Here is a 19,914-nt window from a genome sequence, read left to right as displayed (position 1 = left end):
AGTTACGCCTAAAAAAAATAGCCGCAAAACCTGCGGCTATTAATCAATTGTTATTTTCTTTTGGTATTAGTTACATTGAGATTCTTCGACTTCGCTGCGCTGCGCTCAGAATGACAAAGATTCCGGAGCATCAACTACTCGAACTACCCAAAATTCCAATATTATAAAATCCTGATAATCTATTCAAAAGACTGCATCATTACAAGTCTGTTGTATGTACCCTGAAGTGCAATAAGCTGGTCATGAGTGCCCTGTTCTACAATGCGGCCATGTTTCATAACTACGATCTTATCGGCTTTTTGTATGGTACTTAGCCTGTGGGCTATCACTACAGATGTGCGGTTTTGCATCATGTTGTCCAGTGCTTCCTGTACCAGGCGCTCGCTTTCGGTGTCCAGTGCAGAGGTAGCCTCGTCGAGTATCATTATCGGCGGGTTTTTAAGTACCGCTCGTGCAATGCTCAGGCGTTGTTTTTGCCCACCGGATAGTTTACCGCCACCATCGCCTATGTTAGTATCTATCCCGTGTTCCAGGCCTTCTACAAACTCATAGGCATTGGCTACCTTAAGCGCTTCAATAATTTCTTCATCGCTTGCTGTAGGGCGGCCTATAAGCATATTGTTCTTTACAGTATCATTAAAGAGTATACTATCCTGAGTTACCAGACCGGTCATACCGCGCAGGTTATTCAGTTTCATGTCTTTTATGTCTACACCATCAATTTTAATGGCACCGTTATTTACATCATAAAAACGTGTAAGCAGGTTAGCTACTGTACTTTTACCTGAGCCTGACTGGCCTACAAGGGCTACAGTCTGGCCTTTTGGCACGTGGAGTGAAAAATCGGTCAGTACGTTTTTGCTTTCGTCATACCCAAAGGTTATGTTCTCAATGCTTATACCGCTATCAAACGATTCTTTTTCTACCGCTTTAAGATGATCATCTATAGAAACTTCAGCTTCCAGTATCTGAACGATACGCTCTGCAGATGCTGTACCGCGTTTAAGACCGTAACTGGCCTTAGAAATATCTTTAGCAGGGGTAAGAATGTTGTATGCCATTAATATATAGCCTAAAAAGAATCCGGCTTCCATACTTTTATCCTGAAATACCAGATAACCTCCATATATAAGCAGTACAGATATAATAACAATACCCAAAAACTCGCTCATTGGCGATGCAAGATTCTGGCGGTTTGCTACGGTATTACTGTGCTCAAAAAGCCTGTCGCTGGTGGTGTTGAATTTTTTACTAAAAATATTTTCGGCCGTAAAAGATTTAATGATCTTCAACCCGCTTATGGTTTCTTCCAATACAGACAGTACTTCGCCTTGTTCCTTTTGCAGCAGCATCGATTTCTTTTTAAGGCTTTTGCCCACGCGCGAAACTAAAAATCCGGCAAGAGGAATAAATATAAATACAAACAGCGTTAACTTAGGACTAAGTACCAGCATGGTACCTAACGTAAAAATAATTGTTAAAGGCTCTTTAACAACCATTTCTAGGATGTTTTGCAAAGAGTTACTTATCTCGTTAACATCTGTGGTAAGCCTTGCTATAACATCGCCTTTTGTTGTAGCCGAATAGTATGAAGCAGGCAGCCTTACTATCTTAGCATACATGGCTTCCCTGATATCTTTAATAAGGCCGTTGCGCAGGTAGGTAATAAAGTATACCGCAAGATAACTGGTAAGATTTTTTAGCAGGAATATAGTAATGATAATACCTATAATGAACATAAGTACATTAAAAGTACCATGCTCATTTATTTGCGTGGTAAGTATATAGTTAAGGTATTGCTCAGGATATTTTGTAAAAGAATCCCATCCTGTAAAAACAGGTTTTTCAAGTATAACCTTGTTGTCTTCAAAAATTACTTTTAGTACCGGTATAACAGCTATCAGCGATATGGTGCTGAAAAACGCGCTTAGCACGTTAAAAAATATATTTAAAATAATATACTTTTTATAAGGCAGTGCTAAGCGCGCTATTTTTTTATAATCACTCATTTAATTATTTGAGGTCAAGTTCCTCTACAATATTCTTGATTTTTTGGTCAAGCGCTTCTTCAACACGCTTAAAGTTTGCAACATCATCCAGCTTATCATTCACGCTGAAATAGAATTTGATCTTAGGTTCTGTACCGCTGGGGCGGGCGCATATTTTAGTACCATCTTCAAGATAGTAAATAAGTACATCGCTCTTAGGGAAGTCTAATTGTTCTTCTTCGCCGCTCAACAGGTTTTTTGCAACAGATGCCTGATAGTCTTCAAGCATAATTACACGCTGTCCGTTAATTTCTTTAAGCGGGTTTTCGCGCCAGTTTGTCATCATCTGCTTAATTTCAGCAGCACCGTCACGCCCTTTTTTAGTAAGCGATATCAGGTATTCTTTATAGAAACCATATTTTACATACAGCTTAAGCAGTTCCTGGTATAACGAGCTTGCATTAGCCTTAGCCTGTGCAGCAATTTCGCTAAGCAGCAGCGTAGAAGTAACCGCATCCTTATCGCGTACAGCATCGCCTACCATATAGCCAAAACTTTCTTCGCCACCGCCAATGAATTCCTGTTCAGGGAAATCAACGATCATCTTAGCGATCCATTTAAAGCCTGTAAGGCCCACTTTACACTCTATACCATAAGCCGAAGCAAGTTCGTGCATCATTGGTGTAGAAACTATGGTAGATCCAATGAACTGTTTGCCGTCAAGCTTACCTTTTTTCTGCCACTCGCTAAGCAAAAACTCGGTCATTAGTATCATGGTCTGGTTACCGTTAAGTAGCGTCATGATACCATTACCGTTGCGAACAGCTACACCAAGGCGGTCAGCATCAGGGTCTGTACCTACAACAATGTCAGCATTAATCTCATCGGCAAGTGCAACAGCCATACTAAGCGCTTCAGGCTCTTCCGGGTTTGGCGATTTTACCGTAGGGAAGTTTCCGTTTGGTACTGCCTGCTCCGTTACGATGTGTACATTAGTATACCCTGCATCTTCAAGAAGATCCGGTATTAGTTTAACCGATGTGCCATGAAGTGGTGTGTAAACTATTTTAAGGGCATCTTTAGCTTCCTGCGGCGTGTTGAATGACGCATTTATTAAAGATGACTTTATAAATTCTTTATCAATAGCTTCGCCTATGTATTCGATAAGGCTTTCGTTAGCATCAAATTTAATGGCGCTGTATTCTAAGGCTTCAATAACATCAATAACAGCTTTATCCTGAGGTGGAACTAATTGCCCGCCATCTTCCCAATACACTTTATAACCGTTGTATTCAGGAGGGTTGTGCGATGCTGTAAGTACAATACCTGCCTGGCAGTCAAGGTGCTTTACCGCAAAAGAAAGCTCTGGCGTAGGACGTAGTTCTTCAAAAAGAAAAACCTTAATGCCATTTGCAGAAAATACATCGGCTACAACTTTAGCCAGTGTGTCGCTATTGTTACGGCAATCGTAAGCAATGGCGACTTTTAGATCCTTGCCCGGAAACGATGTTTTCAGGTAATCTGAAAGCCCCTGTGTTGCTTTGCCCAGAGTATATTTATTGATACGGTTAGTGCCCGGGCCCATAATGCCGCGCATACCGCCTGTACCAAATTCGAGGTTGCGGTAAAAGCTGTCTTCCAGCTCGTTAGGAGATGAAGCTATCAGTTGTTTGACGGCTTCCTGTGTTTCGCTGTCAAAGGCAGGAGTTAACCAAACGTTTGCCTTATCCAGTAATGCTTTTTCAATTTCCATGATTGTGAGTTTTTTATAACGTATTGATCGGGTAATAAAATTATAAAGTTTCGCTGATTTTATAGCGGTCTTCGTTGTTTTTTGTACGAAGAATTATTTCGCCTAAAAAGCCTGCAAGGAAAAGTTGTGTGCCGATTATCATTGTTGCCAATGCTATAAAGAACCACGGATTATCTGTAACCAGTATAGTTCTTTCATGGTTGTATAACTTATAAAGCTTTAAAAAACCAATATATGTTGCCGAAAACAACCCTATTAAAAACATTACAACACCCATGGCACCAAAAAAGTGCATGGGGCGTTTACCAAAGCGCGACAAAAACCATATTGTTATAAGGTCTAAGAAGCCATTTACAAAACGGTTCATGCCAAATTTAGAATTGCCATACCTGCGTGCCTGGTGTATTACTATCTTTTCTCCAATTTTACCAAAACCGGCATTTTTAGCCAGTACAGGTATATAGCGGTGCATTTCGCCAGATACTTCTACGTTTTTTACTACAACATTTTTATAGGCCTTTAGCCCGCAGTTAAAGTCGTGCAGCACTACGCCCGATGTTTTTCTGGCCGCCCAGTTAAAAAGTTTGCTGGGCAGGTTTTTCATCACTACGTTATCGTAGCGTTTCTTTTTCCAGCCGCTAACCAGATCAAAACCACCAGCCGTAACCATGTTAAACAAACCGGGTATTTCGTCCGGGCTGTCCTGCAGGTCTGCATCCATGGTAATAATAACATCGCCCTGTGCACGGGCAAAACCGGCGTGCAGCGCCTGGCTTTTACCATAATTCCGCATAAAACGAATCCCTTTTACATTAGGGTCAGCTATACCAAGTTTTTGTATAATGCTCCATGAATTGTCTGTACTGCCGTCGTCTATAAACAATATTTCATAGCTGTAATGGTTTTGTACCATTATGCTAACAATCCAGCGGTGTAGTTCAGGAAGCGATTCTTCTTCGTTAAGAAGAGGGATAATTATAGATAAATTCATTGATTAAAATCCGCCCGGGTTTTCTTTTTTAACAATAGCGCCAATTATAAGCGAATTTATAAGTCCTATAAATGCATACATTAAAATAGAAAGTGGTAATAAAACATAAGGCTTCATGAAAACTTCAGCTACCTGTAGCCCTGCCTCTAATTGTTCAGAGGTCATGTTAGGGTTTTGTTTTACCATGTTCTCTTTTGCCTTTTGTATCATTTCTACCTGTATCTCCGGTAATATAAGATTAAATATAATATTAAATATGCCTAAAACAATAGACGCAATAACAGTAACAATAACTCCTATTTTTAATGCCTGCCCGTATGAAATAAAACCGCCATTAAGTTTTTTGTAAGTGTTACATGCAAGAATTATAAATGTAAACGGTAATACTATATAGTTTACTAATGCGTTTACAACAGCTATAGTGCCCTGTTCCTGTGGGTTTATATCTAACAGGTACATGGTTACAAACTCAATAATAAGCAAAGCACCAAATATAACGCCATAGTTAAGGGCTGCTTTTACAGGAGATACAGTGTTTACTGCAGGAGTATTTTCATTCATGGTCATTGATTGTTTTAATTGACAAATATACAATATATGGCTGTATATGTCGCAAAAATGTGTACGGTGTTACACATGCAAAAATATATAATGTTTATTTTGATATTAATAAAATAATTGTAATTTTGCAGCCTGATTTAAAAACAGTATAAACAAAAGTTGCAATGCGTTTACACCTTCCGCTTATAATGGAAGCTTCGGATCAAGTTGCAGCAAAAAATAAAAATTTACTCAAAATGAAAAAAGGTATTCACCCGGAAAATTACAGATTAGTTGCTTTTAAAGACATGTCTAACGACGAAGTTTTTATCACTAAATCTACAGCAGACACTAAAGAAACAATTACTCACGAAGGTGTTGAATACCCGGTAGTGAAAATGGAGATCTCTCGTACTTCTCACCCTTTCTATACAGGTAAATCTAAACTTATTGATACTGCAGGACGTATCGACAAGTTCAAAAACAAATACTCTAAATTTGCTAAAGAAACTAAAACTACTGAAGAGTAATTTAGTCTCCACAAACATACAGAAGCCTTCCGGAAACGGGAGGCTTTTTTTTTGGAAGCAGCTTAGCTGCTGAATGCCTTGGTTGTTAGGCTTTTTTTAAACTTAGTGGCTAAGCAGCTTAGAAGCTAAGTCCCTTTTTGCTAACTTTGAACTTTCTAACTTTGCAATTTTCTGACTAAAATGAACTATATCCTCTTTGACGGCCCTGTGCGCAACGCCTTGCTACCACTTACCTTTACACGCCCTGTGGCAGATATTCGCGTGGGGATACTTACCATTCGTGAGAAATGGGAAAAATATTTAGGTTATACTACAACAACCGTTACCGAAGAATACCTTATGGATAAATATCCAATGGTAGAAATGGAGCAAAACGTGCTTATAAACAGTGCTTACCTGCCTAATGAGGTACTTGCCGAAATGGTTATGGCGTTAGAGGAAAACCAGGCTATTTTTAACGGAGATGAAGTTATAGCCTTTTATACTAATGATACGCAGGAAGAGGTAGACTTTGATGCGTATGACATTATAGAATATGAAGAAGAGGTGCTTAAGATAGAGTATGTTTGGGACATTTTTCAAAAGAATGACGCAGCCATTCGCGAAGACTTTGAGCTCCTTACCGAAGGGCGTACATCGCAGCCCATACCTGCAAGCGTAAATACTATAGCACCGCACAATATTTTTATTGAAGAAGGTGCCAGGCTGGAGTATGTAACCCTTAATGCTTCGACAGGACCTATATACATAGGCAAAAATACTGAGATCATGGAAGCTTCGGTTATTCGCGGGCCCTTTGCATTGTGCGAAGGTGCGGTGGTAAAGCTGGCGACTAAAGTATATGGTGCAACTACTGTAGGCCCTGAATGCCGCATAGGTGGCGAGGTAAGCAACTCGGTATTATTTGGCTACAGCAACAAGGGGCATGATGGGTTCTTAGGGAACTCTGTACTTGGAGAATGGTGCAACCTTGGTGCTGATACTAACAATTCTAACCTTAAAAATAATTATGAAGAGGTAAAGCTGTGGAACTATGAAAAGGGCAGTTTTGTAAAAACCGGACTTCAGTTTTGTGGCCTTATTATGGGCGACCATAGTAAGAGCGGCATTAACACCATGTTTAATACCGGTACAGTTGTAGGGGTTTGCGCCAATATTTTTGGCAGTGGCTTTCCCCGAAATTTTGTACCCAGCTTTTCTTGGGGTGGTGCAGCCGGAATGGCTACCTACGATGTTAAAAAAGCATTTGAAACAGCACGCATTGTTATGAGCCGACGCAATGTTGAATTTACAGAGCAGGATGAAGCCATACTTGCCGAAGTGTACCAGCAAACCGAAAAGCTGCGTAATATTTAATTATGGCACGCAGAAAGAATAAGCCTAAGTTTGGTATTGTAACGGCACTGTTTCTAATTGCTTTTATAGCGATATACAATTATAATCGTTTTGATACTCCAGAGCCTGCAAAGCCCGAAGCACCTGGGCATGAACAAAGGCATTCTAAAAAAAGCAGGAAAAAGGCGCCATTGCGCAATCTTACCACCTTTACCGGAAAAGTAACAGGTATTAAAGATGGCGATACTTTTGAAGTACTGTGTGACAGCGTACCCGAAAGGGTAAGGCTTGCGGAGATAGACTGCCCTGAAAAATCTCAGGCTTTTGGTAATAATCCAAACAGTATGCGTCTGACCTTTGCTTTGGTAAAATAGTTACCGTAACCAGCACCGGTCGCGACCGTTATGGCAGGGTAGTGGGTACCATTACCACACAGGATGGCACTAATGTAAACGAAGAGCTTGTAAAAGCAGGTTTTGCCTGGCATTATAAGCAGTACAGTAACAATGAGCAGATAGGTGTATTCGAAAACCGTGCCCGCGAACAGCACCTTGGCCTATGGGCAGATAAAAATCCTACTGCCCCCTGGGAGTATCGCCGCAACAGGCGAAAGAAGTAATAAGTATTTGGTATCAGTTTATGCTACTAATCTCTTTCAGGATATAGAAAAACATAAAGTCCCGCTAAGCATTTCTTAGCGGGACTTTATGTTTAAAAGCATGATAAACTTAGTCGTCTATCCTTAAAAAATTGCCGTTGCCGTCAAACTCCAGTTCCAGGTCGTTTACAAATTCTACTTTATAGCCCCGGTGTTTTTTCTCAATTTTCTCAACTTGCTGGCCTTTATAATTCTGGACTATATAAGCAGCAATATTTTTAGGCAGTACTCCGGCAGGCATAAGGCTATGATTAGCATCTATCTCCTTCCAGTTGCCCTGCCCATCAAATTCTACTTCGGCACCACCTGTAAATCGCACTTCATATTCTGTACCCTTAAGGTCTTTATCTTCTATGATATAGGACGTAGCCTGATTAGGGAAATTTGTTTTAATAAAACTTTGTGCCGTTGCAGGTAGTTCTTTAACTGTAATGTTTCTTTTTTGCGCATTGCAGGCAAAACAGCTAAAAGATAATACAGCTACAGCTAATGTTTTTAATGTTCCGGATATTGCTTTCATAGTTTCTTTGTTTTAAAATTATAGTACAAGATTATAACCCGAAACTGGAAACATTTAGGAACAATTAAAACTTTTTTTGGTGGCTTATCTTATCAGGCTAAAATGCGATGACATTGTTTTTTCTTCTCCATATTCGCTATAAATTACTTTAAACCAATAATCTGTTGCAGGTAGCGGGTTGCCATTTAGAGTTCCATCCCATCCGTTTCCGGGGGCAAACAGCTGTGTGATGATTTTACCATAACGGTCAAATATAAAAACGGTTGCTTTTACACCGTTTTCAGGATGGTTAATATTCCATTTCTCATTGTGGGAGTCGCCATTGGGAGTAAAATATCGTGGATAAGTTATTTTAATATAATTGTGTACTATTTCGACCGTTATTTTTACCAGTTCGCTTTCGCAACCATCTACAGTTTGATTTACATAATAGTAAGTAATGCCAATTTTTTTAGTAGATGGGGTGGGAGCGTTTGGCAAAAGGTTTAAATCTTTGTCATACCATTTTAAAGATGTACCCTCTGCTGTTAGCGGCAATACTGTAGTGTTGTGTTTATGGCTAATATATTGTTCTGTTACAGGTATATCGGGAGTTGCAATTATAGTTACAACAAGCGGTGTCCTGTTGCTTTCGCAACCATAGGCAGACTGACTTACAAAGTAAATGTAAGTGCCAGAAATTGCAGATGAGGGTGTTGGAGCAGTAGTATTTGGCATGCCGCCAGTGGCATTAGTGTACCATAATAAATTAGTCCCTATTGCGGTTAAAGGCAGGGTGGCGCTATCCTGGCAATAGCTTATATCATCAACCACGGGCGGAAGCAGTACATCAATAACAGTAACATTAATTACCGCCCGGGCGCTTTCGCAATTAGTAGTAGATGTTACATAAAATTTATAAATGCCGGGTATTGTTGTTTGTGGCGTTGGGGCAGTTAACATTCCCACGCCACCCGTAGGCTGGTCATACCATAGCAGGTTGCTTCCGTTGGCGGTTAATGCTGATGCCGTAACATCTTTGCAATAAGTAATGTCTTGTACTACAGGTGGTGCAACAATATCCGGAGTTATGCTTACTGCTACGGATGAAGATGGGCAACCTGCCGCATTTTTAATAAGTATATTGTAGCTACCCACGGCCAGGGGGGGAGATGTATTTGTAGTTACCCATGTAAGGCCATTGTCAAAACTGTATTGTGGTGCCGTTGTGGTAATGGTTATTATTCCTGTAGGAGAAAAACAATTGGGCTGTACTACCGAAAATGACGGCGGCGGCGGCGTACCGGTAAGACTGCTGATGGTTACAAGTGTAGCCGCAGAAATACAGTCCTGCGCGCTTTTTACTTTTATAGAATAATCTCCCGGAGGTAAATTAAACTTACTGTTTACAGGCGTCCAGGTTATACCGTTGTCAAAACTGTAAGATGCAGCAGTACTTGTAATTGTTATGCCACCAGTAGCCAGGCTGCAGGTAGGGTCTGTAACTACAGCTGTGGGCGCAGCCGGAGCATTAGGCGGAGGATTTATTGTAGCTACAGATATTGATGACATACACCTGTCTGTACCTCTTACAGATAAATTGTAAATACCCTGCGGCAAAGGGGCAGATGTATTAGAGGTACTCCATGTAGTGCCACTATCAAAACTATATTCGTCAGCGGGTGTAGTAATAGTAATAATTCCGTTTGGTGTCGTGCATGAAATGGGCTGCGCAACACTAAACTGTGGCTCTGCGGCAGGATTGGCATTTGTCCACGCATATACCTGAATAGCTTCGTTCCTGCATCCTGAGCTATCTTTAACGCATAACATATATACGCCAAAAGGAACCGGGGCGGTTAGGGTATTAGAGCTTTGCCATGTTACACCATCATCAAAACTATACTGGCTGCCGGGTGTTGTAATAACAATACTTCCGGGAGAAGTACAGCTTATCTGGTTATAAATATAATTAGGCTGTGCCGATAATACCGGCCGTGATAAGTATATGCCAGTAGCATCAGATATACATCCGGCAGTTGTTTTTATCCTTAAAAGATGAAATCCCGGCCTCAGGCCTGTTTTTACAGGATTTGTTACCCATGTAAGCCCGTCATCAAAGCTGTAGTAAGCAGCAGGACTTGTAATTGTAATTGTACCATCGTTAATACAATCAGGGTTTATACGCTGCGCCACAGGTGGTAATATAGTTTGAGAAACCATATAGGGCGTGCTTATGTAGCAATTAGTGTCAATGTTTACTTTAACCTTGTAAGAGGCATAATTTCCGGTAACTGCCGCAATGTTTAAAAAAGCGTTGGTTTCGTTAAGCAGTGCTATGCCATCTTTATACCATTGGTACTGCACATTACCTATAACCTGTGCATCTAATACTGCGTGTAACTGCATAGTGTTGTCGCAATAATTTCCTGTTTGTGTAATATGGGCGCCAAACAGGAACGCCTCATTCAGTACAAGCTTATCAAAGAAGAAATAAGGAACACATACATCCTGGTAAGATTCGTCCAAAAATTCCGGAGCACCCAGTATAATCGCATTTACATTTTCTTCAGGTTTAAAACTAATAGTTACGTTTTGCCATTTACTTTTAGGGTCATAATATACTTTACCTAATACCTTCCAGGCTGCATCATGCATGTTAGGATTTTGCCAGACATCAAGAGGAAATTGCGGGCAGGTATTCCTTCCATAAAGTGTAAGTTCTACCGGGCCGTGCTTAATAACATTATTGCCACAGATATCACCATAGTTATCATTACTGGTCGAGGCTACATAAAATGAAAGATGATAATCGGTGCCGCTTACTAAGGGTTGTGGCAGGCAACTGCCCAGGTATTCTCTATAACCAGTCTGAAAAATAGCACCTGTACAACCCTGGCCGTCAGGAAAAGGAAGCAGCGCTGCATCGTTAATGCTGTTTACTAAAAACCCGCAGGTATTAAAATAGTCTGTGGTTGGTGCAGTAGCCTGTACCCATCCGTTACAATAATTCAGTTGAGAATAGCTGTCAGGACATTGCGAATAATTTTCAAAAGAACCATTCGGTATCAGGGATGATATTGATGTACCTGACTGGCAGGGACAATCCGGGTCGTTAACATCAACTAGTCCGTCGCCATCGTCATCTATGCCGTTGTCGCATATTTCCTGTGCATTTAAGAACAGCCCGCACAAAAGTATAATGGTTGTAAGTAATTTTTTCATTAAAGGTGTTGGTTTTCAGGTGTAAAAGTATAATTATTGCGCATTTAATAAAAGAGCTATTGATAATATTTTGTGCTTAAATAATATCCCTTAACTTTACACTCCAAACACAATACCGCATTATGAGCCATAAAATATTGCTTACATCGCGCGAAGTCAATATCATCCTGCACCGTTTGGCCTGTCAGCTGATTGAAAAACACCTCGATTTTTCGAATACCGTACTTATTGGCATACAGCCAAGGGGCGGTTTTGTGGCACGCCGCATTAAAGAGATACTTGAAAAAGAATACGATGTACCCGAGGTAAAACTGGGTAATCTTGACATTACGTTTTTTCGGGACGATTTTCGCCGTGGCGATAAGCCGCTGGAGGCTAATAAAACAGAAATAGATTTTATTGTAGAAAACAAAAAAGTGGTTTTTGTTGATGATGTGCTGTATACCGGCCGCAGCATCAGGGCCGCGCTTACTGCCATACAATCATTCGGCCGCCCCAGCGAGATAGAGCTTATGGTGCTTATAGACCGCCGCTTTAGCCGCCACCTGCCTATACAGCCAGATTATCGTGGCCGACAGGTAGATGCCATTAACGATGAAAAGGTAAGGGTATCATGGCAGGAAAACGAGGGAGAAGATTCCGTTTACATTTTATAGAACACGCAACAACACAACATACACCCTGAAATGAAAGAACTAAGCGTTAATCATTTATTAGGCATAAAGTATATCACTAAAAATGATATCGACCTTATTTTTGAAACGGCAGACCAGTTTAAAGAGGTAATAAACCGCCCCATTAAAAAAGTGCCTTCACTGCGGGATATTACCATTGCAAACATTTTTTTTGAAAACAGTACCCGCACGCGCCTGTCTTTTGAGCTCGCGCAAAAAAGGCTGAGTGCCGATGTTATAAGCTTTAGCGCAGCGCAATCGTCTGTTAAAAAAGGCGAAACACTTATAGATACCGTAAATAACATACTGAGCATGAAGGTAGATATGGTGGTAATGCGCCATGAAAAACCGGGTGCTGCACACTTTTTAGCCAATAACGTAAATGCAAGCATTGTAAATGCCGGTGATGGTGCCCATGAGCACCCTACGCAGGCATTGCTCGATTCGTTTACCATTCGCGAAAGGCTTGGTGGCGTAGAAGGTAAAAAAATAGTAATAGTAGGCGATGTGCTGCACAGCCGCGTAGCACTTAGTAACATATTTGCCCTGCAAATGCAGGGTGCCGAAGTTAAGGTTTGCGGCCCTAAAACGCTTATACCACGCTATATTGAATCGTTGGGTGTAACGGTAGAACCTAACCTGCGCAAGGCTTTAGAATGGGCAGATGTAGCTAATATGCTGCGTGTACAAAACGAAAGGCTTGATGTAAACTACTTTCCGTCTACGCGAGAATATGCACAGCAGTATGGTGTTGACAAAGCATTTCTTGATTCGTTAAATAAAGAAGTTGTTATTATGCACCCCGGCCCAATAAACCGTGGGGTAGAAATAACCAGCGATGTGGCAGATTCGCAACAATCTGTAATATTAGACCAGGTAGAGAACGGAGTAGCCGTAAGGATGGCGGTTATCTATTTATTGGCAAGTAAAATTAAACAGTAACAAGAGCTACTTAGCAGCTAAGCCTCTTAGCTACTGGGTAGTTAAGAAGCTTTAAAAGATGAAATTACAAGAAAAAGGACATACCGTTACCATAAAAGATACCCAGGCAGATGCCGTGGTTTTTTTAGAAAAGTTCTCAGCAGAATATAATAGTTTCAAGGATAAGAATATTATTCTTGACCTTAGTGGGCAGGAAGGGCTTTCGCTTAATGGCGTTTTGGGTTTTCTGGCATTATCAGACAAACACAGAAAGGCAAAACACTCTTTTGTACTTGTGGTTAAGGGTTTTGATATCGACGAAGCACCGGAGGAACTGATTATTGTACCTACCGTACAGGAGGCACATGATGTTATTGAAATGGAAGAAATAGAGCGCGACCTGGGCTTTTAATATTTTATTATCTGTTTTTTACGGCATATTTTGTAATTTGGGGGCTGCTTAAAGCTAACGCCAGCCTGTGCTTTAAGCCCTAAATACAAAATAATGACTGTAACCATACTTGGCTGTTATGCAGCCACACCACGAACGCTAACCAACCCTACATCGCAAGTGCTTGAAATTAAAAACCGTATGTTTTTAATTGACTGTGGCGAGGGTACCCAGGTACAGCTGCGTAAGCACAAAATTAAGTTTAGTAAAATAAACCAGGTATTTATATCGCACCTGCATGGCGACCATGTGTATGGGCTTATAGGGCTGGTGTCTACTTTTGCCTTGCTAGGGCGTAAAACCGACCTGCATATTTATGGGCCAAAAGGTATTAAGGAGCTTATCCTTATGCAATTAAAGCTGTCTAATTCCTGGACGAGCTATAACCTTTATTTCCACGAATTGGAGAGTAAAGAATCTGAAGTTATTTTTGAGGATGACAAGGTTAAGGTAAGTACAATACCCTTAAAACACAGAGTATATACTAACGGTTATCTTTTCGAAGAAAAGCCAGCCGAACGCAAACTAAACATTGGCGTAGTAGAAGATTATAAAATTGATACCTGTTATTATAATAATATCAAAGCAGGCAAAGACATTACGCTTGATGATGGCAGGGTAGTACCTAATGCCGACCTTACTTTTGACCCGCCTGCGCCTAAGAGCTATGCTTTTTGTAGTGATACGCAATATCTTGAAAGCATAATACCCATAATTAAAGATGTAAATGTGCTGTACCACGAAAGTACCTTTTTAGAAAGCGAAGTACAATATTGTGAGGTTACCATGCACAGCACGGCAAAACAGGCCGCGCTCATTGCGCAAAAGGCTAATGCAGGCACGCTGATACTGGGTCATTATTCTACACGCTATGAGTCAATCGAATTATTTAAAGATGAAGCCAGGACAATTTTTGAAAATACCGAAATTGCCGATGATGGCAAAGTGTTTGAGTTTTAGAAGCATTTAGATGTTATAACACTTTGCATTAAAATGCTCATGTAATATGGCATAGCTTTTTCATAACATTTTAGTAGTACAATTGTAAAGATATATTGTATATGAGTTTGCGCATTCTTAGTTTCAGTTAATCGTCAGTTAATTGTATTTCGACGGCATTTAGCTTTTATTTAATAGACTTTTGTATTTTAATTACAAAATATGTGAGTAACTTAGATAATGTAAATAAGACATTTTTTAATCTTAAAATTGCTAAGCCATGGAACGGATAACTACTACAAATAATATGGGAGCAGATGCCAGGGCTATTTCTTTTGAAATGGCTGCTGCCGAATTTGAAAAAGAAATTAAACAGGCCGAAGAAGTATCGTGCAGCCTGCAACTTAAAAATCTTTTGAAAACAAACCTGAAACTTTTAAAATTGAACGAGATCAGTTCGATTTTAATGTTCTAAATAAAACGGAGAAGCTATGGATAAGACACCAAAATTTAATACCGAAGATGAACTATTGGGTGATGCACTGGGTAACGACAGTAGTGCAGCAAAGCCAATAAGTTTTAAAAATGAAAAAGATGTATCTGCAGATATAGATAAGGCAGAGCATCCTGAAGACGATACTGACAAATACCTCGCACTGGAGCAACCCGGAGTAAGTTATACAGAAGATACAAACCCTACAGAGAATTCTGATTTTTCAGAATACGATTCTAATGATGACGATGAGTGGAGCGAAGAGGGCGGCAATAGCAAAAATAGCGATGCCTTTAACCAGGATGATTATATGCTGGAAGATAACATTGACCTTGACGAAGACCAAAACCAGTCCATATCGAGCGATGATGAAGACTTTGAAGAGTCTAACGAACGCTACACAAACTAAGGATTTCACTTTTACTAAATTATAAATTCACCATCCCCGGTAACCCGTTTGTTATTGGGGATTTTTATTACATATGACAGGCAATTCTAAAATAGCAATATATGGTGCCCTTGCTGCAAACCTTGCGATAGCGGCAGTAAAGTTTGTAGCGGCGGGTATTACGGGTAGCTCTGCCATGCTTAGCGAGGGGATACACAGCACGGTAGATACCGGCAACTCATTGCTCTTATTGCTGGGTATGCGCCGCAGCCAGCGCCCTCCGGACAGGGGACACCCTTTCGGGCACGGAAAAGAGATTTATTTCTGGTCGCTTATAGTGGCAATACTGGTATTTTCATTAGGCGGCGGTATGTCTATATACGAAGGTATAAGCCATATTCAGCATCCACAGGTAATGAAAGACCCGTTCTGGAACTATGTGGTACTGTTATCTTCTATGGTGTTTGAGGGTGCGTCGCTGGTTTATGCCATACGCCAGTTTAACAAGAGCAGGGGCAAGCTTGGCTTTTTCCAGGAGTTGAGCATGAGTAAAGATCCTGGGCTTTTTGCTGTAATTTATGAAGAAAGTGCTGCCATTGCAGGGCTTACCATAGCATTAATAGGCGTGTTTTTAGGGCACTATTTTAGTAACCCAATGTATGATGCTGTAGCTTCTATACTTATAGGCGTGGTGCTTGTTTTTGTAGCAATAAATATGGTTAAAGAAAGCCGCGGATTGCTGGTAGGAGAGAGTGCAGACTATGGTGTGGTTAAAGGCGTATATGACCTTGTAAACGCCGAAGCTAATGTAAAAACACTTTACTATCCGCTTACCATGCACCTGGCACCCGAAGAAATATTGCTGGCACTTGATGTGGAATTTGACAAAGCCATGACGGTAAACCAGTTATTTTCTGAAATAGACACCCTTGAAAGAAAAATAAAAGAAAAATATCCTGCAATAAAAAAGATATACATCGAGGCTAAGAACTTTGGCGGCCGTCAGCGCCCCTGGGTTGATGAGGCTGTAGATTAAACCTAGTCCTCCTGCGGGATGTAAATATCAAAACGTGCACCCTTATCCGGAGTTCCTGTAGCAAACACATATCCATTGTGGTTGTCTGCTATCTTTTTTACTATGGCCAGGCCTATGCCGGTGCCTGTATATTGAGCACGATTGTGTAGCCTTTGAAATACCTCGAATATACGGTCGCCAAATTTTTGCTCAAAACCAATACCGTTATCTTCTACGCTAATATGGCAATAGTTGGTATCCTGGGGTATGTCCTGTATAACTTCGAGACCAGACGCTATAATACACGAAATTTTTATGACAGGGTTACGGCTTTCGGGGCAAAACTTTATAGAATTACTAACCAGGTTAATAAACAGTTGTTTTATCTGGAACGGTATTACCTGCGCATTACAGGTGTTTTCTATTACAAGTGTAGTGTTACGGTTAATTATTTCATCAGCCAGTTCTATCTCTGTTTCTTCTAAGATCGTTGCCAGTTCTGTTTTTTCATATTTGCGGTCGGCAAGGCTGGCACGGGAGTAGAGCAGGAGGTCGTTAATAAGTTTTTGCATACGCTGTGCTGCATTTTGCATCCTTTCAAAATAATCTTTGCCTTTTGGGCTCAGGTTTATTTCCTGTGCCTTAAGTGCTGATGCAAAAGTTTGTATCTTTCTTAGTGGCTCCTGTAAATCATGGCTGGAAATATAGTTAAATGCCTGAAGCTCTTTATTCATCTTTTCCAGGAGTACATTTTTTTCTGCCAGTTGTGCTGTACGCTGCGTTACAAGGTTATCCAGGGCTGCATTGAGCGCCACTTCTTCCAGTATTTTTTTCTCGCTGTCGCGCACGTTTTCAGCAACATTCAGGTGAAATGAAATCAGGTCGGTAAAAAGCCTGAACAATTCGGTTATTTCAGGGCTGCTTACTTTATGTACGTTAGGGTCTATTGCGCATAGGGTTCCAAACATACTCCCATCCTTACGAAAAATGGGTACAGAAATATAGCTTTGAAAACCGTAAATTTTTGGTGTATGATGCTCGCAGTATACAGGATCCTCACTTACATTGTCAATTACAACGGCTTCGCGGGCAGCGCGTATCTCGTTACAAATAGTAGTTTGTATTTCCAGTTCATCGCCGGGTTTTAGGCCAAAACTTATAGCATCATGAACACAGCACGTTATCCAGTGTTCTTCTGTAACGCGGGCTACGGCCGAAAATCCCATACCGGTGGTATGGCATACAATTCTTAGCAGGTTTTCAATTCCCGGAATACGGTTTATGTCCTCTATATCTTCCTGAAAATCGCGCCTCACGTTATCCATACAACTAATTTTCTTATAAAGGTAAGCGATATTTTTTTGGAGCAGGCTTTTCGGTACTTTTTTTAAAGTAATTTGGCTGTTAGGATATTATAAAAATATACCCAATAAAGTTTCTTGTAAACGTTTACCACTCTGGTGTGGCGCAAGACATTATCTTGCCCTTTAGTGTAGCGCCTATGTAGCCGTAACCTTTTTGATAGTAGTATACAAAAGTTACTTTGTCATATTCAGCCTGTACTGCCATCAGGTGCTCGTACTTACAATATGGTGTATCGAGCTTGCTGTCATAAGAAAGTAGCTTGTAAGTAATTTTTTTATCCTGACTCTTCCAGGAGTGTCCCGGTTCAAAAAAATCATCGTAGCGTATTGTCTCGCTTTCACAACACTTTTCGTACTGTAATATTTTACCATCTTGCTCGCGCAGGTATAATGTAGTTGTATCGCCATTGTTCCAGGTTTGAAGGTAGGTGTTGTATTTTTTGCCATTAAGCACTGTTTCTCCTTTATATTCTTCAAAGTAAAAGGTGTCTGCCCACAGTAACTTTTTTTTAGTTATGAACGGAAAATAGCTCCCGTCTTTTTCGCCATCACAAAAGTTCTGGGCTTCTTTTTGAGCAGTTGCAAAGACGGAATATAGCAAAAATAGTATAGCAGCAATTTTCTTCATGGCGATTAGATTTAGAAAGCCCAATATTAAGTAAAAATTTCCGGCGTAAAAATACCTGTTTTAAAAATTCAGGTAAAATTGCGCTTAACCATGTAGTGGTATTTTTAGAATTTTACACTGCATCTAAACACTATTACTATGGCAGGATTTTCTATAGCAATGCTAAGGCATTCGGCACGCTGGGCAGCCCCCGAAATAATGAGCAGGGAAATAGAGGGGTTTCCTAAAGACCGTATTTTTAACTGGAGGGAAGGGTATGAGGTACTTCACTTTATAAACCGGTATATGGAGTATAAAGGATGGGCTTCGCAAATTACCTTCCAGAAATTAGAGTCGCTGCTAAAAACGCGTTTGCCGTTTACGGCCCGCACGCATTATGATGTAATGATATGGCTTGATACCAACTTTAAAAAGTAATAAAGATGGGAGTAATGACAACAAATGATATGCAGGTGTTTGACAGAAGTTGCCTAATATATAAATATAAGTGGGACAGCCGTAAAGAGCTTACCCTTGTTACTAAAACAACGCTCGACAGGACAAACGGGTATGAGGTGTTGTATTTTATAAATACATTTTTTAGGGTATATAATCTTGGAAGCATGATAACCTTTAAACGTGCTGAGTTTTTGTTATATAATCATTTACCCATTAATATAAAAAACCGTAGCGAAATAACATCCTGGCTACTTAAGTACTGGAACCAGGATTTTTATTCCTAAAATATTTAAAATGCAGCGCACTGCAACGTTGTGTGTCAATTTTTTTTTGAGAAGCGCTTTTGGCGCTGTTTCCTAACCAATCTCCAAACCAAAAAAGAACCGCATCCTTAAGGGGGTGCGGTTCTCCAATTTTATAGCGTTATCTATTTTCTGGTCATTACAATTTCCATGCTTTTATATTCCGGCTGTCCGCCCTTGGTATCAAACATTTCCATCTTACGTGTTTTAGCGTCTACAATGGTATAAACCTCCCTGTATCTAATGGTTTTTCCGGTAATAGGATCTACACTTTCACCTTTGTAATTTACAGCTTTAGCAGGTTCATCATAAATACCTGTAGCCACCATCATACCTGTACCACTATTATCAATAAATGTTGAGGTAAACATACCGGTTTTGTTATTAAATGCTACAGTGTTTTTACCTTCCCAGGGCGTCCCCATCATGGTGCCTTTGTAAGTTACTTCCTGATAGCGGCCATCCATTATCATTTTTGCTTCGGCAGTAGCCTTATCAGTTTGGGGCTTGGCATCAGGTGACATCCAGAATTTGAGTGTTACATTCCACGATCCGGTTTCATCAGCCAGCATTTTGTGCTGCGCGCCCGGAGTCATGTAGTCTTTCCATGCACGATCTATAGCGGCAGAATCCATTGTTTCGCCTGCCGTAGTAGTATCAACTTCAGATGTTGTTACCAGCGTAGTATCGGTCTCGGTAGTGGTTACTATTGTTTTCTTTTCCTCTCTGCAGGAGGCAAAGCACACAGCAAGCAGCCCTGCAAGTAAAAATGAATTTTTCAT

At 40.5% G+C, this 19,914-nt stretch carries 22 protein-coding genes; 13 read left to right on the top strand and 9 right to left on the bottom strand.

The window, feature by feature from the left end:
* Positions 1-179: 179 nt before the first annotated feature.
* Genes DYH63_RS10760 through DYH63_RS10745 form a run of 4 tightly spaced genes read right to left on the bottom strand, consistent with a single transcriptional unit; the run spans position 180 to position 5,293 of the window.
* A complete protein-coding gene (locus tag DYH63_RS10760) occupies positions 180-2,009 on the bottom strand; it encodes an ABC transporter ATP-binding protein (RefSeq protein WP_116788807.1) in 1,830 nt (609 codons plus the stop codon).
* Positions 2,010-2,013: 4 nt separating this feature from the next.
* A complete protein-coding gene (locus tag DYH63_RS10755; RefSeq protein ID WP_116788806.1) occupies positions 2,014-3,741 on the bottom strand; it encodes a phospho-sugar mutase in 1,728 nt (575 codons plus the stop codon).
* Between the two features lie 40 nt (positions 3,742-3,781).
* Complete coding sequence (locus tag DYH63_RS10750; protein ID WP_116788805.1) at positions 3,782-4,732, bottom strand: glycosyltransferase family 2 protein; 951 nt, start codon at positions 4,730-4,732, stop codon at positions 3,782-3,784.
* Between the two features lie 3 nt (positions 4,733-4,735).
* Positions 4,736-5,293 carry a DUF4199 domain-containing protein gene (locus DYH63_RS10745; protein ID WP_116790807.1) on the bottom strand — a complete coding sequence of 186 codons (558 nt, stop codon included), beginning with the start codon at positions 5,291-5,293 and terminating at the stop codon, positions 4,736-4,738.
* A 236-nt stretch (positions 5,294-5,529) separates the two neighbouring features.
* Between DYH63_RS10745 and DYH63_RS10740 the strand changes: the two genes are divergently transcribed.
* From DYH63_RS10740 to DYH63_RS10725, 4 genes are all read left to right on the top strand, one after another.
* Positions 5,530-5,802, top strand: coding sequence for a type B 50S ribosomal protein L31 (locus DYH63_RS10740; RefSeq protein ID WP_116790806.1), 273 nt, complete (start codon positions 5,530-5,532; stop codon positions 5,800-5,802).
* 180 nt (positions 5,803-5,982) lie between these two features.
* Positions 5,983-7,158: a GlmU family protein gene (locus DYH63_RS10735; RefSeq protein WP_116788804.1), complete on the top strand. Its 1,176-nt coding sequence runs from the start codon at positions 5,983-5,985 to the stop codon at positions 7,156-7,158.
* 2 nt (positions 7,159-7,160) lie between these two features.
* The gene (locus DYH63_RS10730; RefSeq protein WP_116788803.1) at positions 7,161-7,511 is read left to right on the top strand and encodes a thermonuclease family protein; all 351 of its coding nucleotides are present in this window, start codon (positions 7,161-7,163) and stop codon (positions 7,509-7,511) included.
* Complete coding sequence (locus DYH63_RS10725) at positions 7,508-7,756, top strand: thermonuclease family protein (protein ID WP_116788802.1); 249 nt, start codon at positions 7,508-7,510, stop codon at positions 7,754-7,756. Before DYH63_RS10730 ends, DYH63_RS10725 begins: the two co-directional genes overlap by 4 nt.
* A 109-nt stretch (positions 7,757-7,865) precedes the next feature.
* Here the strand turns inward: DYH63_RS10725 and DYH63_RS10720 are convergent, their stop codons facing one another.
* Both DYH63_RS10720 and DYH63_RS10715 read right to left on the bottom strand, forming a co-directional pair.
* On the bottom strand, positions 7,866-8,315 hold the full coding sequence (locus tag DYH63_RS10720; protein ID WP_116788801.1) for a PepSY-like domain-containing protein: 450 nt from the start codon (positions 8,313-8,315) through the stop codon (positions 7,866-7,868).
* Between the two features lie 84 nt (positions 8,316-8,399).
* Entirely contained in the window at positions 8,400-11,519 is a 3,120-nt protein-coding gene (locus DYH63_RS10715) for a T9SS type B sorting domain-containing protein (protein ID WP_116788800.1), read from the bottom strand.
* Between the two features lie 122 nt (positions 11,520-11,641).
* On the opposite strand from DYH63_RS10715, the gene pyrR reads away from it, so the two are divergent.
* The 7 genes from pyrR (at position 11,642) to DYH63_RS10680 (ending at position 16,421) form a co-directional block, all read left to right on the top strand.
* Positions 11,642-12,175, top strand: a complete 534-nt coding sequence (gene pyrR / locus DYH63_RS10710) for a bifunctional pyr operon transcriptional regulator/uracil phosphoribosyltransferase PyrR (RefSeq protein ID WP_116788799.1) — start codon at positions 11,642-11,644, stop codon at positions 12,173-12,175.
* 30 nt (positions 12,176-12,205) lie between these two features.
* On the top strand, positions 12,206-13,135 hold the full coding sequence (locus DYH63_RS10705) for an aspartate carbamoyltransferase catalytic subunit (RefSeq protein WP_116788798.1): 930 nt from the start codon (positions 12,206-12,208) through the stop codon (positions 13,133-13,135).
* A 58-nt stretch (positions 13,136-13,193) separates the two neighbouring features.
* Entirely contained in the window at positions 13,194-13,526 is a 333-nt protein-coding gene (locus DYH63_RS10700) for a ribonuclease Z (RefSeq protein WP_116788797.1), read from the top strand.
* 93 nt (positions 13,527-13,619) lie between these two features.
* Entirely contained in the window at positions 13,620-14,525 is a 906-nt protein-coding gene (locus DYH63_RS10695) for a ribonuclease Z (RefSeq protein WP_116788796.1), read from the top strand.
* Positions 14,526-14,784: 259 nt separating this feature from the next.
* Positions 14,785-14,979 (top strand): hypothetical protein, encoded by a 195-nt coding sequence (locus DYH63_RS10690; protein ID WP_116788795.1) that lies wholly within the window; start codon positions 14,785-14,787, stop codon positions 14,977-14,979.
* Positions 14,980-14,995: 16 nt separating this feature from the next.
* On the top strand, positions 14,996-15,406 hold the full coding sequence (locus tag DYH63_RS10685) for a hypothetical protein (RefSeq protein WP_116788794.1): 411 nt from the start codon (positions 14,996-14,998) through the stop codon (positions 15,404-15,406).
* Positions 15,407-15,479: 73 nt separating this feature from the next.
* The gene (locus tag DYH63_RS10680) at positions 15,480-16,421 is read left to right on the top strand and encodes a cation diffusion facilitator family transporter (RefSeq protein ID WP_116788793.1); all 942 of its coding nucleotides are present in this window, start codon (positions 15,480-15,482) and stop codon (positions 16,419-16,421) included.
* Between the two features lie 2 nt (positions 16,422-16,423).
* Here DYH63_RS10680 and DYH63_RS10675 read toward each other — a convergent pair whose 3' ends face one another.
* The gene (locus tag DYH63_RS10675; RefSeq protein ID WP_116788792.1) at positions 16,424-17,725 is read right to left on the bottom strand and encodes a GAF domain-containing sensor histidine kinase; all 1,302 of its coding nucleotides are present in this window, start codon (positions 17,723-17,725) and stop codon (positions 16,424-16,426) included.
* Positions 17,726-17,849: 124 nt separating this feature from the next.
* Positions 17,850-18,392 carry a hypothetical protein gene (locus DYH63_RS10670; protein ID WP_116788791.1) on the bottom strand — a complete coding sequence of 181 codons (543 nt, stop codon included), beginning with the start codon at positions 18,390-18,392 and terminating at the stop codon, positions 17,850-17,852.
* Between the two features lie 138 nt (positions 18,393-18,530).
* Here DYH63_RS10670 and DYH63_RS10665 point away from each other — a divergent pair, with 138 nt between their 5' ends.
* Positions 18,531-18,809 (top strand): hypothetical protein, encoded by a 279-nt coding sequence (locus DYH63_RS10665; protein WP_116788790.1) that lies wholly within the window; start codon positions 18,531-18,533, stop codon positions 18,807-18,809.
* Positions 18,810-18,814: 5 nt separating this feature from the next.
* Positions 18,815-19,114 (top strand): hypothetical protein, encoded by a 300-nt coding sequence (locus DYH63_RS10660; protein ID WP_162926993.1) that lies wholly within the window; start codon positions 18,815-18,817, stop codon positions 19,112-19,114.
* Between the two features lie 143 nt (positions 19,115-19,257).
* Here the strand turns inward: DYH63_RS10660 and DYH63_RS10655 are convergent, their stop codons facing one another.
* Complete coding sequence (locus DYH63_RS10655; RefSeq protein WP_116788788.1) at positions 19,258-19,914, bottom strand: DUF1579 domain-containing protein; 657 nt, start codon at positions 19,912-19,914, stop codon at positions 19,258-19,260.

This window comes from Flavobacterium psychrotrophum, from assembly GCF_003403075.1.
Lineage (GTDB): Bacteria > Bacteroidota > Bacteroidia > Flavobacteriales > Flavobacteriaceae > Flavobacterium > Flavobacterium psychrotrophum.
This window is presented reverse-complemented; position numbering and strand designations above follow the sequence as displayed.